This is a genomic window from Kitasatospora sp. NPDC091207, from assembly GCF_044768625.1.
Lineage (GTDB): Bacteria > Actinomycetota > Actinomycetes > Streptomycetales > Streptomycetaceae > Kitasatospora.
The window spans coordinates 56176-72894 of the sequence record NZ_JBIVVS010000036.1; the positions used below are offsets into that span (position 1 = coordinate 56176).

2 protein-coding genes and 1 pseudogene are annotated in these 16719 nt (G+C 75.7%); all 3 read right to left on the reverse strand.

The window, feature by feature from the left end:
• Positions 1 to 13 precede the first annotated feature (13 nt).
• Positions 14 to 11026: a type I polyketide synthase gene (locus ACIQTO_RS35270; protein ID WP_402397047.1), complete on the reverse strand. Its 11013-nt coding sequence runs from the start codon at positions 11024 to 11026 to the stop codon at positions 14 to 16.
• A gap of 21 nt (positions 11027 to 11047) precedes the next feature.
• Positions 11048 to 11098, reverse strand: a pseudogene (locus tag ACIQTO_RS35275) (polyketide synthase docking domain-containing protein); the annotation flags it as partial.
• Between the two features lie 36 nt (positions 11099 to 11134).
• Positions 11135 to 16719, reverse strand: a 5585-nt coding sequence (locus tag ACIQTO_RS35280; RefSeq protein ID WP_402397041.1) for a type I polyketide synthase, incomplete at its 5' end; no start/stop codon positions are given.

The following is a 16719-nucleotide window of genomic DNA, read 5'->3' on the forward strand; positions in this document are numbered from 1 at the left end:
GGCTTCTCCATGCTCAGGCGTCATCCCGTTCGGTGTTCAGGGCGATCTCGATCAAAGCGTCGGCGTCCAGGTCGTCCAGGTCGTCGAGCGAATCGAGTGGATCGAGCGAATCGAAGGCGTCGAGTGCGTCGCGGCCGGCCGACGCTTCGGGTGGGCCGGACCCGTCCGGCGCCGCCTCGGCGGCGGTGGCGGTGGCGGCCAGGCTCAGCAGGGTGTTCAGCAGTCCGGCCTCGCGCAGCCGTGCGATCGGAACGGCCGCCAACGCCTCGCGGACCGCCGCCGCCTCCAGGTCGGCGGACCGGTCGGCGGCCGTGAGGCCCAGCTCCTCGCCGAGGAAGGCGGCCACGCCGTTCGGGGTGCGGTGGTTGAACACCAGGCTCGGCGCGAGCCGCAGACCGGTCACCCGGCTCAGCCGGTTCCGCAGTTCGACCGCCGTCAGCGAGTCGAACCCGAGGTCCTTGAAGGCCTGCCCGGCCGCGACCGTGCGCCCATCCTGGTACCGCAGCACCGCGGCCGCCTCGGCACGCACCACGTCCAGCAGGATCTGCGGGCGCTGCCGGACCGGTGCCGCCGCCAGGCGCGCGGTGAGGGCGGACGCCTCGTCGGCGTCCTCCGGCCCGGCCGGCTCCGGGCCCTCGTCCGGACCGAGTCCGGCCAGCAGCTCGGTGAGCAGCGGGCTGGTCCGGCCGGAGGTGAACGCCGCGCCGAAGACGTCCCAGTCCACGTCGGCCACGGTCAGGCAGTCCTCCGCCCGGTCGACGGCCTGCCCGAGGGCCTGGACGCCGAGGGCGGGATCCATCGGGGTCACGCCGCGACGCAGCAGTCCGCCGGTGTCCCCGGCGACGGCCAGTCCGGCGCCCGCCCAGGCTCCCCAGGCCACCGAGGTGCCGGGCAGACCGCGCGAACGGCGGTGCTCCACCAGGGCGTCCAGGAAGGCGTTGCCCGCCGCGTACGCGCCCTGCCCCCCGCCGCCCCAGACCGCGGCACCGGACGAGAAGACGATGAACCGCTCCAGATCGAGGTCCCGGGTCAGCTCGTGCAGGTGCAGCGCTCCCCCGATCTTCGCGCCCAGCACGGTGTCGAGGTGCTCGGCGTCGATCTCGTCCAGCGCCCCCAGGTCGCCGACCCCGGCGGCGTGCAGCACCGCGGTCAGCGGCAGCTCCTCCGGTACCGCGGCCAGCACCTCGGCCACGGCGTCCCGGTCGGCCGCGTCGCAGGCGGCGACGGTGACCCGGCTGCCGAGCGCCGTCAGCTCCGCCGCGAGCGCCTGGGCCCCGGGGGTCTGCGCGCCGCGCCGGCCGAGGAGCAGCAGGTGGGGGGCGCCGCGCCGGGCCAGCCAGCGGGCCGACTCGGCGCCGAGCGCGCCCAGCCCGCCGGTCACCAGGACCGTGCCGGAGGGCCGCCAACTCGCGGGCGCCGGGCCGGTGGTGCCCAGCGGCGCCCGGACCAGCCGCCGGGCCAGCAGTCCGGACTCCCGGATCGCGAGCTGGTCCTCGTCGGTGTCCTCGCTCAGCAGCGCGGTCAGCAGGTCGCCCGCGCGGGTGTCGACGACCTCCGGCAGGTCGACCAGACCGCCCCAGCGGCCCGGGCTCTCCAGCGCCGCCACCCGGCCGAGGCCCCAGACCGGGGCCTGCGCCGGGCTCTCCAGCGGGTCGGCGGCACCGGTGGAGACCGCCCCCCGGGTCACCACCCAGAGCGGCGCCTCGATCCCCGCCCGGCCGAGGGCCTGGATCAGGGTCACGCCGGCGGCGGTGCCCTCGGGCAGGACGGACGCGGGCAGCGGGGCGCCGACCGCGGCGGTCAGCGCCAGGACTCCGGACACCGGGCCCAGCTCCCCGGCCGCCTCCCCGAGCCGTGCGGCCAGCGCGTCCCGGCCCGATCCGGCGTCGACGAGTACGGTCACGTCGGCGCCCGCGGCGCGCAGCGCGGTGGTGGCCCAGTCGGTGAGCGCGGACTCCGGCGGCGCGACGACCAGCCAGGTGCCGAACAGCAGCCCGGTGGCGGGCAGGCCGGTCAGTGGCGTCCAGTCGACGCGGTAGCGCCAGCCGTCGATCGTCGCGTCCCGACGTCGACGAGTGCGCCACGCGGCGAGCGCGGGCACGACCGTGTCCAAAGCCTGCGAACCGACGTCGAGCGTGTCGGCCAGCTCCGCCAGGTCGCCGCGCTCCACGGCGGCCCAGAACCCGTCCTCCGCCGGGTCCGCCGCGCCGAGCGGCTTCGTCGTCGGCGCCGGGTCCGGCCAGTAGCGGTCCCGCTGGAAGGCGTAGGTGGGCAGTTCCACCCGGCGGCCGGTGGGCAGCAGCGCGGACCAGTCGATCTCCGCGCCGGCCGCCCACAGGGTGGCGAGCGCCGCGAGCACGGTCTCCCGGCCGTCCCGGTCCTTGCGCAGCAGCGGGACGCCGACCGCGTCGGGAACGATCCGGCCCGCGAGCGCGGTCAGGACACCGTCCGGACCCAGCTCCACGAACCGGGTCACCCCCTGGCCGTCCAGGGCGGCGACACCGTCGGCGAACCGGACCGCCTCACGGACCTGGCGCACCCAGTACTCCGGCGACGACAGCAGACCCGGCTCAGCCACCGCCCCGGTCAGGTTGGAGACGACCGGGATGCGCGGCTCGGCGAAGGCCAACCCCTTGATCAGAGAATCGAATTCGGCCAGCATCGGCTCCATCAGCGCCGAGTGGAAGGCATGCGACACCGTCAGCCGGTGGGTCTTGCGGCCCCGGGCGGCCCAGTCGGCCGCGAACTCCTCCACCACCTCGGCGGGGCCCGACACCACCACCGAGGTCGGGCCGTTGACCGCCGCGATGTCCAGCCGATCGCCAAGCTCCGCCCGCACCTCGGCCTCGGACGCCTGCACCGCCAGCATCGCGCCACCGTCAGGCAGCGCCTGCATCAAGCGGCCACGCGCCGCCACCAACGCGCAGGCATCGGCCAGCGAGAACACGCCCGCGACATGCGCGGCCGCCACCTCACCGATCGAATGCCCCAGCAGGAAGTCCGGTGTCACACCCCAGGATTCGAGCAGCCGGAACGACGCCACCTCGACCGCGAACAACCCGGCCTGCGCCCACACCGTCCGGTCCAGATCGTCGGCGCCCTCGAACACCACGTCCTTGACCGGCCGGTCCAGCAGCAGGTCGAACTCCGCACACACCGCGTCGAACGCCGCCGCGAACACCGGGAACGCCGCGTACAGTTCCCGGCCCATCCCGACCCGCTGCGCACCCTGACCCGTGAACAGGAACGCCGTCCGACCCTCCACCGCGACACCCGACAGCACAGCGCCCGAAGGCCGCCCCTCGGCCAACGCCGCCAGCCCGTCCAGCAGTTCAGCACGGCCGGCGCCCAGTACCACCGCACGTTGCTCCAGCGCAGCACGGGAGATCAGCGTCCCGGCCACGTCCACCGGCACGAACTCGGGCTCGCCGCCCAGGAACGCGGACAGTCGAGCGGCCTGCGCCGCGCGCGCACCCGCCGACCGCCCCGACACCACCCACGGCAGCACGCCGTCCACGGTCGCGGGCTCCTCAGCCTCTGCCGCCGGCGCGGACTCCAGGATCACGTGCGCGTTGGTCCCGCTGATGCCGAAGGACGACACACCGGCCCGGCGCGGACGGTCCGCCTCGGGCCACGGCCGCGCCTCGGTCAGCAGCTCGACCGCACCCGCCGACCAATCCACCTGCGGGGACGGCTCGTTCGCGTGCAGCGTGGCCGGGAGCACCCCGTGGCGCAGCGCCTGCACCATCTTGATCACCCCGGCCACACCCGCGGCCGCCTGGGTGTGCCCGAGGTTGGACTTGACCGAGCCGAGCCACAGCGGCCGGTCCTCGGGCCGGTCCTGACCGTAGGTGGCCAGCAGCGCCTGGGCCTCGATCGGGTCCCCCAGCCTGGTCCCCGTCCCGTGCGCCTCCACCGCGTCCACCTCGGCCGCCGCCAGCCCGGCGTTCGCCAAGGCCTGGCGGATCACCCGCTGCTGCGCGGGGCCGTTCGGAGCGGTGAGGCCGTTGGACGCACCGTCCTGATTGACCGCGCTGCCCCGCACCACCGCCAGCACCTCATGGCCCTTGCGGCGCGCGTCCGACAACCGCTCGACCAGCAGCACGCCGACGCCCTCGCCCCAGCCCGTCCCGTCCGCGTCGGCGGCGAACGGCTTGCAGCGGCCGTCCGCCGCCAGCCCGCCCTGGCGCGCGAACTCGGTGAAGACCCCGGCCCCGGTCATCACCGTCACGCCGCCCGCGAGCGCCATCTCGCACTCGCCGTTGCGCAACGACTGGACCGCGAGGTGCAGGGCCACCAGCGAGGACGAGCAGGCCGTGTCGACGGTCATCGCCGGGCCTTCGAGCCCGAACGCGTAGGCCACCCGGCCGGACAGGACGCTGGTCGCGCCGCCGGTCAGCCGGTGCCCCTCGGTGTCCTGCGGCAGGTCCACGTCGACGCCGTAGTACGAGGGCGCGGCGCCGGCGAAGACGCCGATCTGGGCACCCTTGAGCGCCTTGGGGTCGAGCGAGGCGGACTCGAACGCCTCCCAGACCGCCTCCAGCAGCAGCCGCTGCTGCGGGTCCATCGCCAGCGCCTCACGCGGCGAGATCCCGAACAGCCCGGCGTCGAACTCGGCCGCCCCCTCGACGAACCCGCCGCGCCGGACGTAGGAGCCGCCCTCGGGCCACCCCCGGTCGGCCGGGAAGGCGGTGATCCCGTCCTCACCGGAGGACACCAGCCGCCACAGGTCGGCCGGGGAGGCCACGTGGCCGGGGAAACGGCAGGACATGCCGACGATCGCGATCCGGTCGTCGGCGTCGGCGGCGCCGGCCGGACGGGGCCGGGCGGTCTCCTCGGCCCCGCTGTCCCCGGCCCCGCCGAGCAGCCGGGTGGCGAGGAAGTCCGTGAGGGACACGGCCGTCGGGTAGTCGAACACCAGGGTCGCGGGGAGTCGCTGCCCGGTGGCGGCGTTCAGCCGGTTGCGCAGCTCCACCGCGGCCAGCGAGTCGACGCCGAGGTCCTTGAACGCCTGGTTCGGTCCGATCGCCTCGGCGGTCGCGTGACCGAGCACGGTCGCCGTGTTCGTCCGGACCAGGTCGAGCAGGAGCTGCCGCTGTTCGCCGGCCCCGATGCCCCGGAGCCGGCGTTCCAGCGTGGCCTGACCGCCCGAGGCGTGGCCGGCGGCCCGCCGGACAGCGGGGCGCACCAGGCCGCGCAGCAGCGACGGCGGTTCGGCGGCCGCGCTCCGGGCGGCCGAGAGGTCGAGCGGGACCGGCAGCAGGTGCGCCGCGGGCACGGTGGACGCGCGGTCGAACAGGGCCAGTCCCAGCTCGGCGGTCAGCGCGGTGCCGAGCCGGTCGCCGCCGGTGACCGTGGCTCCCTCGGCGAGGTGCCCGGTGAGGGCGCTCGCCTGCTCCCACAGGCCCCAGCCGAGCGACTGCGCGGGCAGGCCGTGTGCCCTGCGGTGCGCGGCGAGGGCGTCCAGGAAGGCGTTCGCGGCCGCGTAGGTGGCCTGGCCGCCGGTGCCGAAGGTCGCGGCGGCGGAGGAGTAGAGCACGAACGCGGCCAGGTCGGCGTCGGCGGTGAGCAGGTGCAGATTGACCGCCGCGTCCACCTTCGGGCGCAGCACCTCGCGGAGCCGGTCCGGGGTCAGCGCCCCGAACACGCCGTCGTCGAGGACCCCGGCGGTGTGGACGACGCCGGTCAGCGGGTGTTCGGCGGGGATCGCGGCGAGGACGTCGGCGAGCGCGTCCCGGTCCGCGGCGTCGCAGGCCGTGACGGTGACCTGCGCCCCGGCCCGTTCCAGGTCGCCCGTCAACTCCGCTGCTCCGGGGGCGCCGTGGCCCTGGCGGCTCAACAGGAGCAGGTGCCGGACGCCGTGCTCGGCGACCAGGTGGCGGGCCAGCAGGCCGCCGAGCGTGCCGGTCCCGCCGGTGATCAGGACGGTACCGGCCGGGTCGAGCGGCGCGGGCACCGTGAGGACGTTCTTGCCCACGTGCTTGGCCTGGCCGATGTGCCGGAACGCCTCGACCGCGTCGCGCACGTCCCAGGCCGTGGTCGGCAGCGGTCGCAGGACGCCGGCGTCGAACAGGGCGATGACCTCGGCGAGGATCTCGCCCATCCGCACCGGTCCGGCCTCGCCCAGGTCGAACGCCCGGTACCGGACGTCGGAGCGCGGGACGCTCTCCCGGACGTCGGCCTTGCCCATCTCCAGGAAGCGCCCGCCGGGGGCGAGCAGGCGCAGCGAGGCGTCGACGAACTCGCCGGCCAGCGCGTTGAGCACCACGTCCACGCCCCGCCCGCCGGTCGCCCGCCGGAAGGCCCCCTCGAAGTCGAGGTCGCGGGAGGAGGCGAGGTGCGTGTCGTCGAGGCCCTGCGAGCGCAGCACGTCCCATTTGCCGGTGCCGGCCGTGCCGAACACCTCAAGGCCCAGGTGCCGGCCGAGTTGCACGGCGGCCATGCCGACCCCGCCGGCGGCGGCGTGCACCAGTACCGACTCACCCGGCTGCGCGTCGGCCAGGTCGCGCAGCCCGTAGTAGGCGGTGGCGAACACCAGGGGGACGGCGGCGGCCCGGCCGAAGGTCCACCCGGCCGGGATGCGGGCCAGCAGGTCGCGCACCGTGACCGCGGTGGAGCCGATGCCGCCGGAGAAGAAGCCGAACACCCGGTCGCCGGGGGCGAGGTCCGCGACGCCGGGGCCGGTCTCGACGACCACGCCGGACGCCTCGGCGCCCAGCAGCGCCCGGTCGGGATACATGCCGAGCGCGATCAGGACGTCGCGGAAGTTCACCCCGGCGGCGCGGACCGCGACGCGGACCTGCCCGGGGGCGAGCGGCTCGTCGGCGTCGGGGGCGGCCACCAGGGCGAGGTTCTCCAGCGTTCCCGGGCCGAGGGTGTCCAGGCGCCAGGCCGACCGGCCGGGCGGCACCGCCGGCCCGTCCGAGGGCCGGGCCAGCCGGGCGGCGAGGAGCGCGCCGTCGCGGACGGCCAGCACCGGCTCGTCGCCGTGCGCGGCGACCGCGCACCACGTGTCGCCGCCCGCGTCCGGGCCGGGGCCCACGCCCAGGTCCAGGCCCACCCCCAGGCCCAGGCCCAGGTCCAGGTCCAGGTCCAGGTCCACCAGCACGATCCGGTCCGGGTTCTCGGTCTGCGCCGAGCGGACCAGACCCCACACCGCTGCGGCGACCGGGTCGACGGGCTCCTGCCCGACGGCCACGGCGCCGCGCGTCACGACCGCCAGCCTGCTGTCCGTCAACCGCTCGTCGGCCAGCCAGGTCTGGATGTCCGACAGCGCGCGACCCACCGTCCCCCGTACCAGGTCGGGCAGGTCCGGGCCCACGGCCGGCGGAACGGGGGCGGTCACCGGGACGGGCAGCACGACGACCTGCGGCGCCCGCAGCCCGCCGTCGAGCGCGGCCGCCAGCGCGTCCAGGCCGCCGAACCGGAGCATGCCCCCAGGCGCGTTCCCGCCGACCACCACCCAGGCCGAGGTGTCCGCGGTGGCACCGGGCGTCGCCACCGGGATCCAGTCGAGCCGGAAGAGCGCCGCGGCGACGGCCGGGTCGGCGGCCGCCCGGCCCACCTGCTCGGCCCCGACCTCGCGCAGGACGAGGGACTCGATGGTCATGACGGGGGCCCCGGTGCCGTCGGCGACGCTCAGCGCCATGCCCTCGGCGGTCACGGTCAGGGTCACCCGCAGCGCCGACGCACCGGCCGCGTGCAGCCGGACACCGGTCCAGGCGAAGGGCATCCGCGCGGCGCGGTGCGCGTCGGTGGCGGCGGAGAAGCCCACCGCGTGCAGCGCGGCATCGAGCAGTGCGGGATGCAGGCCGTACGCGTCCGCCTGGTCGGCCGCGTCCGCCGGGAGCACGACCTCGGCGTAGACGGTGTCGCCGGCGCTCCAGGCCGCCCGCAGTCCTTGGAACACCGGGCCGTAGCCGTAGCCGACGGCGGTCAACCCGTCGTAGAAACCGGCGAGTTCGACGGGCTCGGCACCGTGCGGCGGCCACACCGCAGGAACGGCCGGTGCCGCCGGGGGCGAGCCGGCGGCCAGCACCCCGATCGCGTGGCACACCCACTCCGCGCCGTCCGTCTCGGGACGCGACAGGACCTCCACCGGGCGGTCCCCGGCGTCGTCGGCGGCGCCGACACTCACCTGGACCGCGACGCCACCCTGCTGCGGAAGCACCAGGGGCGACTGGAGCACCAGCTCCCGCAGGAGTCCGCAACCGGCTTCCTCGCCCGCCCGCAGCGCCAGCTCCACGAAAGCGGTGCCGGGCACCAGCACGGTGTCCAGTACGGCGTGATCGGCGAGCCAGGGCTGGCCGGCCAGGCTCAACCGCCCGGTCAGCACCACGCCCCCGCCGTTCAGCGCGACCACGGCGCCCAGCAGGGGATGCCCCGCCACCACCTGGCCGACGGCCTTCACATCACCCGCCCCGGCCTTGGGCTTCGGCCAGTAGCGCTCGCGCTGGAAGGCGTAGGTCGGCAGCTCGATCCGGCGACCGGCCGGCAGGACCGCCCGCCAGTCGAGGTCGACGCCGGCCGTCCACAGCACCGCGAGCGCGGCCAGTGCCGTCTCGGCCTCGGTCCGGTCGCGTCGCATCAGCGGGGCGAACACGCCGTCCGCCGCCGACTGCCCGGCCAGCCCGCACAGCACCGCGTCGGGCCCGAGTTCGACGAACCGGGTCACCCTCTGGTCGTTCAGGGCGGCGACGCCGTCGGCGAACCGGACCGCCTCACGGACCTGGCGCACCCAGTAGTCCGGAGTCGACAGCAGACCCGGCTCGGCGACGGCCCCGGTCAGGTTGGAGACGATCGGGATAAGCGGCTCGGCGAAGGTCAACCCCTCCAGCACCGCAGCGAATTCGGCCAGCATCGGCTCCATCAGGGCCGAGTGGAAGGCATGCGAGACGGTCAGCCGGTGGGTCTTGCGGCCCTGCGCGGCCCAGCCGGCCGCGAACTCCTCGACCACGTCCAGGGGACCCGACACCACCACCGAGGTCGGGCCGTTGACCGCCGCGACATCCAGCCGGCCGCCGATCTCCGCCCGCACCTCGGCCTCGGACGCCTCGACCGCCAGCATCGCGCCACCGTCAGGCAGCGCCTGCATCAGCCGGCCCCGCGCCGCCACCAACGCGCACGCGTCGGCCAGCGAGAACACCCCCGCCACATGCGCGGCGGCCACCTCGCCGATCGAGTGACCCAACAGGAAGTCCGGGACCACACCCCAGGATTCGAGCAACCGGAACGACGCCACCTCGACCGCGAACAGGCCCGCCTGCGCCCACACCGTCCGGTCGAGATCGTCGGCGCCCTCGAACACCACGTCCTTGACGGAGCGATCGAGCCGCGGCTCCAGCTCCGCGCACACCGCGTCGAACGCCGCCGCGAACACCGGAGACCCCTCGTACAGTTCCCGGCCCATCCCGGCCCGCTGCGCGCCCTGCCCCGTGAACAGGAACGCCGTCCGACCCTCCACCGCGACACCCGACACCACCCGGGCCGAAGACTCGCCCGCCGCCAACGCGGCCAGCCCGTCCACCAGTTCAGCACGGGCGGACCCCAGCACCACCGCGCGATGCTCCAGCGCGGCGCGGGACACCAAGGTCGCTGCCACGTCCACCGGCACGAACTCGGGCTCGCCGGCGAGGAACTCGGACAGTCGAGCGGCCTGGGCGGACAGCGCGCCCGCCGACCGCCCCGACACCGGCCAGGGCGCCGCACCGCGCGGGGCGGCGGGCTCCTCGGCCTCCACCGCCGGCGCGGACTCCAGGACGACGTGCGCGTTGGTCCCGCTGATGCCGAACGACGACACCCCCACCCGACGCGGACGGTCCGCCTCGGGCCACGGACGCGCCTCGGTCAGCAGCTCCACCGCACCCGCCGACCAGTCCACCTGCGGGGTCGGCTCGTCCACGTGCAGCGTCGCGGGCAGGACGCCGTGCCGCATCGCCTGCACCATCTTGATCACCCCGGCCACCCCGGCGGCCGCCTGGGTGTGCCCGATGTTCGACTTGATCGAGCCCAGCCACAACGGCCGGTCCTCGGCCCGGTCCTGGCCGTACGTGGCCAGCAGCGCCTGCGCCTCGATCGGGTCGCCGAGGGCGGTGCCGGTGCCGTGCGCCTCCACCGCGTCCACCTCGGACGCCTCCAGCCGCGCACTCGCCAGCGCCTGCCGGATGACGCGTTCCTGCGCCGGGCCGTTCGGCGCGGTCAGACCGTTCGACGCGCCGTCCTGGTTCACCGCGCTGCCCCGCACCACCGCCAGCACCTCGTGGCCCAGGCGCTGCGCGTCCGACAGCCGCTCCAGCACCAGGACTCCGACGCCCTCGCCCCAGCCCGTGCCGTCCGCACCGGCCGCGAAGGCCTTGCAGCGGCCGTCCGCCGCCAGGCCGCCCTGCCGGTTGAACGACGCGTACCCGCCGGGGGTGGACATCACCGTGGCACCGCCCGCGAGCGCCAGGTCGCACTCGCCGGACCGCAGCGCCTGCACGGCCCAGTGCATCGCCACCAGCGACGACGAGCACGCCGTGTCCACCGTGACGGCCGGGCCCTCCAGGCCGAAGACATAGGACAGCCGGCCGGACATCACGCTGGCGGTGGTCCCGGTGGCGATGTGCCCCTCCAGGCCCTCCGGCGAGGCGAGCGCGAGCAGGCCGTAGTCCTGGCCGTTGGTGCCCGCGAACACGCCGGTCCGGCTGCCGCGCAGCGCCCGCGGGTTCAGGCCGGCGGACTCGAACGCCTCCCAGGACGCCTCCAGCAGCAACCGCTGCTGCGGGTCCATCGCGGTCGCCTCGCGCGGAGAGATCCCGAACAGCGCCGCGTCGAACTCGTCGGCGTCGTGGATGAAGCCGCCCTGCCGGGCGTAGTCGTCGTCCGTGTCCTCCGCCCAGTCCCGGTTGGTCGGGAAGTCGCCGACCGCGTCGGTCCGCTCCGCCACCAGGCGCCACAGGTCGCCGGGCGACCGGACGCCGCCGGGGAAGCGGCACCCCATGCCGACGATCGCGACCGGCTCCTGCGCGCGGTCCTCGATGGTGCGGATCCGGCGGTGCGCCTGGCGGAGCTCGGTCGTCACCCACTTCAGATGGTCGAGCAGCTTCTGGTCATCCGCCATGGATCTTCCCCTTCACGAGCGGTGCCTCGACGCCGATCAAGCCGGGCCCCCGAATTCCTTCCGGATGAGGTCGAGGACCTCATCGGCGCTGGCGTCGTCCAGCGCGTCCTCCGTTGCCGTCCCGTCCGCCCCGGCCAGGCGCGCCAGCAGCCCCTGGAGCCGGGCGGCGACGTCCGCCCGCTCGCGCTCGTCGGGATCGAGCCGCAGCAGCCTGGCCTCCAGCCGGTCCAGGTCCGCGGCCAGGTCGACCGGGCGGTCGGTGCCGTCCGGCAGCAGCAGGCCGCCGAGGTGGGCGGCGAGCGCGGCCGGGGTCGGGTGGTCGAACACCAGCGTGGCCGGCAGGTTCAGGCCGGTCTCGTGGTGCAGCAGGTTGCGGAACTCCACCGCGATGAGCGAGTCGAAGCCGATCGCGCGGAAGGCCTGGTCCGGCGCGACGGCGTCGGCGCTGTCACGGCCGAGGACCGCGGCGGCGCGGGCGCGGATCATGTCCAGCAGCATCCGGTCCCGCTGCGCGGCGGGCAGGCCCGCGAGTTCCCGGCCCAGCGCGGCGGGGCCGTCGGCCGGGGCCGGGGCCGCGATCACCGCCGTGAACTCCGCCAGGTCCCGCATCAGCGGGTTCGGCCGCGTGCCGGCGAACCTGGGGGCGAACGTGGGCCAGTCGATGTCCGCGACCACCAGGTTCGGCCGGTCCCCGCCGATGGCCCGGGCCAGCGCCCGGACCGCCGACCGCGGGTCCATCGCCGGGACGCCGCTGCGACGCAGCCGCTCGGTGACCACCTGGCTCGCGGCCATGCCCTCGTGCGCCCACGGGCCCCACGCCACCGACACGCCGGGCAGGCCCCGGTCGTGCCGGCGCTCCATCCAGGCGTCCAGGAAGGCGTTCGCGGCCGCGTAGTTGCCCTGCCCGGAGCTGCCGATGGTGCCGGCCAGCGACGAGAACGCCACGAAGAAGTCCAGGTCCGAGGTCAGCTCGTCCAGATGGACGAGGCCGGACACCTTCGCCGCCATGACGGTCGCGAACCGCTCCGGGGTGAGGGAGTCGAGCGTGCCGTCGTCCAGCACGCCGGCCGCGTGCACGACGCCGGTCAGCGGGGCGTCCGCCGGGATCCCCGCCAGCACCGCCGCCAGCGCGTCGCGGTCCGCCGCGTCGCAGGCCGCGACGGTCACCCGCGCGCCCAGGGCGGTCAGTTCGGCGACCAGGCCGGCGACGCCGGGCGCCTCCGGGCCGCGCCGGCCGGTCAGCAGCAGGCTGGTCACGCCGGACTCGGCGAGCCAGCGCGCGACCACCGCGCCCAGCGCGCCGGTGCCGCCGGTGACCAGCACCGTACCGGGCCCGGACGGCGCCCACGAGGGCTCCGTGCCGTCGGCGGCGCCGACCCGGACCAGGCGCCGGACGAGTGCGGCGCCCCCGCCCCGCACCGCGACCTGGTCCTCGCCCGGCACACCGCCCAGTACGCCGGCCAGCGTTCGGCCGGCCGACGCGTCCACGGTGTCCGGAAGGTCGATCAGACCGCCCCAGCGCTGCGGGTGTTCCAGCGAGGCGACCCGGCCGAGGCCCCACACCTGCGCCTGGACCGGGCTGTCGAGCGCGTCACCCGGGCCCGTCCGGACGGCGCCGCGGGTCAGCGTCCACAGCGGCGTCTTCAGGTTCGCGTCGCCGAGGGCCTGCAGTGTCACCAGGGCCGCCGTCACGGCCGGTGCCGCGGCCGTCGTCACGGCCGGTGCCGCGGCGGAGCCGGCGGCGTCCGGGCCGTCGGCCGCGGCCAGTAGCACCGTCCCGACCACGTCGGGCACGCCGTCGATCGCGTCGAGGATCCGGGCCGCGAGCGCGGCACGGTCGAGGTCCGCCGCACCCAGCGCCAGGTCGACGACGCCCGCCCCGGCGGAGCGGATCGCCTCGCGCACGCCTTCGGCCAGGTCCGCGTCGGTCCCGTCGAGGGCGACCACGAGCCAGGTGCCGTCCAGCTCGGGGTCGGAGACGGGGATCGGCTTCCAGACGATCTGGTAGCGCAAGGTGTCGAGGACCGAGTCCTGGCGGCGCAGTCGGCGCCAGGAGGATAGTGCGGGCAGGAGCTCACCGAGGACCTCCGACCGCTCGCCGAGGCGGAGCGTGCCGGCCAGCTCGGCCAGGTCCTCGCGCTCGACGGCCTCCCAGAACCGGGACTCCACGACATCGCCGGCGAGCACCGGCGACGGCGCCGGGGTCGGCCAGAACCGCTCGTGGTGGAACGCGTACGTCGGCAGTGCGACCCGCCGGCCTTGCGGCAGGAGGGCCCGCCAGTCCACCTCGACGCCGACCGTCCACAGGGCGGCGAGCGCCCGCAGCGCCGTCTCGGCCTCGCTCCGGTCACGCCGCATCACGGGGGCGAACACGGCCTCGGAGACGGACTGTTGGGCCATCCCGCAGAGCACGCCGTCCGGGCCGAGTTCGACGAACCGGGTCACGCCCTGCCGGTGCAGGGTGGCGACGCCGTCGGCGAAGCGGACCGCCTCACGGACCTGCCGCACCCAGTAGTCCGGGGTCGACAGCAGACCGGGTTCGGCGACGGCCCCGGTCAGGTTGGAGACGATCGGGAGCGTCGGCTCGGCGAAGGTCAACCCCTGGATCAGCGCAGCGAATTCGGCCAGCATCGGCTCCATCAGGGCCGAGTGGAAGGCGTGCGAGACGGTCAGCCGGTGGGTCTTGCGGCCCTGGGCGGCCCAGTCGGCCGCGAACTCCTCCACCACCCCGGCCGGACCCGACACCACCACCGAAGTCGGCCCGTTGACCGCCGCGACATCCAGCCGCTCGCCGATCACCGCCCGCACCTCGGCCTCGGACGCCTGCACCGCCAGCATCGCGCCACCGTCAGGCAACGCCTGCATCAGGCGACCCCGCGCCGCCACCAACGCGCAGGCATCGGCCAGCGAGAACACGCCCGCGACATGCGCGGCGGCGATCTCACCGATCGAGTGGCCCAGCAGGAAGTCCGGCACCACACCCCAGGATTCGAGCAGCCGGAACGACGCCACCTCGACGGCGAACAACCCGGCCTGCGCCCACACCGTCCGGTCCAGATCGCCGGCGCCCTCGAACACCACGTCCTTGACCGGCCGGTCCAGCAGCAGGTCGAACTCCGCGCACACCGCGTCGAACGCCGCCGCGAACACCGGGAACGCCGCGTACAACCCCGCGCCCATCCCGGCCCGCTGCGCGCCCTGACCCGTGAACAGGAACGCCGTCCGGCCCTCGCGCACGAGGCCGGTGACCACCGCTGCCGAGAACGCCTCCGAAGCCAGTGCCCGGGCGCCCGAACGCAGCGCGTCGCGGTCGGCGCCGAGCACGACCGCGCGCCGGGCCAGCCCGGCCCGGCCCGTCGCCAACGACCGGGCCGCAGCGGCCAGATCGTCCTCGGGTCGGGCGTCCAGGTACCCGACCAGCCGCTCGGCCTGTGCCCGCAGCGACTCGGCGCTCTGCGCGGACACCAGCCACGGCAACCCGGCCACCGGGGCCTCGGCCGGGGCCGGGCCGGCGTCCACGGCGGGCGCCGCTTCCAGGATGATGTGGGCGTTGGTGCCGCTGATGCCGAAGGACGACACACCGGCCCGGCGCGGACGGTCCGCCTCGGGCCACGGCCGCGCCTCGGTCAGCAGCTCCACCGCGCCCGCCGACCAGTCCACCTGCGACGAGGGCTCCCCAACGTGCAGCGTGGCCGGCAGCACGCCGTGCCGCAGGGCCAGCACCATCTTGATCACCCCGGCCACACCGGCCGCCGCCTGGGTGTGCCCGATGTTGGACTTGATCGAGCCGAGCCACAGCGGCCGGTCCTCGGGCCGGTCCTGACCGTAGGTGGCCAGCAGCGCCTGCGCCTCGATCGGGTCACCCAGCCGGGTCCCCGTCCCGTGCGCCTCCACCGCGTCCACCTCGGACGCCTCCAGCCGGGCGTTCGCCAAGGCCTGGCGGATCACCCGCTGCTGCGCGGGGCCGTTCGGAGCGGTGAGGCCGTTGGACGCACCGTCCTGGTTCACCGCGCTGCCGCGCAGCACCGCGAGCACCTCGTGCCCGTGGCGGCGCGCGTCCGAGAGCCGCTCGACAAGCAGCACGCCGACGCCCTCGCCCCAGCCGGTGCCGTCCGCGTCGGCCGAGAAGGGCTTGCAACGGCCGTCCGCCGCCAGCCCGCCCTGCCGGTCGAACTCACTGAACACACCCGGCGTGGACATCACGGTGACACCGCCGGCGAGCGCCAGCTCGCACTCCCCGCGCCGCAGCGCCTGCGCCGCCAGGTGCAGGGCGACCAGCGAGGCGGAGCAGGCCGTGTCCACCGTCATCGCCGGGCCCTCCAGCCCGAACGCGTACGCCACCCGGCCGGACAGCACCGCCGCCGCGTTGCCCGTGGCGACATGGCCCTCGACCTGATCGGCCGAGGCGGCCAGCAGCGTCGGGTAGTCCTGACCGTTCGTCCCGGCGAAGACGCCCACGGACCGGCCCCGCGCGGAGCGCGGATCCATCCCGGCGGACTCGAACGTCTCCCAGACCGTCTCCAGCAGCAGCCGCTGCTGCGGGTCCATCGCCAGCGCCTCGCGCGGCGAGATCCCGAACAGCCCGGCGTCGAACTCCGCGACATCGTCGACGAAGCCGCCCACTGCCGCGTACGAACCCGAGCGCCCGGCCAGGTCCCAGCCGCGGTCCACGGGGAAGCCCGTCATCGCGTCACCGTCCCCGGCGAGCAGCGACCACAGCGCCTCCGGCGACCGGGCGCCGCCCGGGAACCGGCACGCCATGCCGACGATCGCGATCGGCTCGTCCCCGGCCACGGTGACGGCGGCGTCCGCTGCCGGCGCGGGGTCGGCCGTGCCGAACAGCTCGGCGCGCAGGAACTCGCCCAGCGCCGTGGGAGTGGGGTGGTCGAAGACGAGGGTGGCCGGCAGCCGAAGGCCGGTGCGGGCACCGATCAGGTTCCGGAAGGCCACCGCGGTCAGCGAATCGAACCCGATGTCACGGAACGCCCGACCCGGCTCCACCACCTCGGTGGACGTGTGCCCCAGCACCGCGGCCGCGCACCCGCGGATCAGGTCCAGCAGCACCCGGCCGCGCTGGGCGACCGGGGTCTCCGCCAGCCCCTGCCGTCCGGCCGGCGCCTCCTCGCCGTGCTCGGCCCGGACCGCCGTGGCCGCCTCGGCCAGGTCGGCCAGCAGCGGGCTGACCCGCGCAGCGGTGAAGGAGGGCAGCATCCGCGCCCAGTCGACATCGGCGATCGCCACGAAGTCCTCACCGTGGTCGACGGCGCGGGCCATCGCCTCCATCGCCACCTGCGCGTCCATCGGGGTCAGGCCCGCACGACGGACCCGATCGGCGACCGCCTGCCCGGTGGCCATACCCTGCTCCGCCCAGGCACCCCAGGCGATGGACAACCCGGCCAGACCGCGGTCACGCCGCTGCTGGATCCAGGCGTCCAGGAACGCGTTCGCCGCCGCGTAGTTGCCCTGCCCCGCGCTGCCCACCGTGCCCGCCAGGGACGAGAACACCACGAACAGATCCAGGTCCAGCCCGGCCGTCAACTCGTCCAGCACCACCAGACCACCGGCCTTGCCCGCCAACACCGTCTCGAACCGCTCCGGCGTCAACCCGTCCAACACACCGT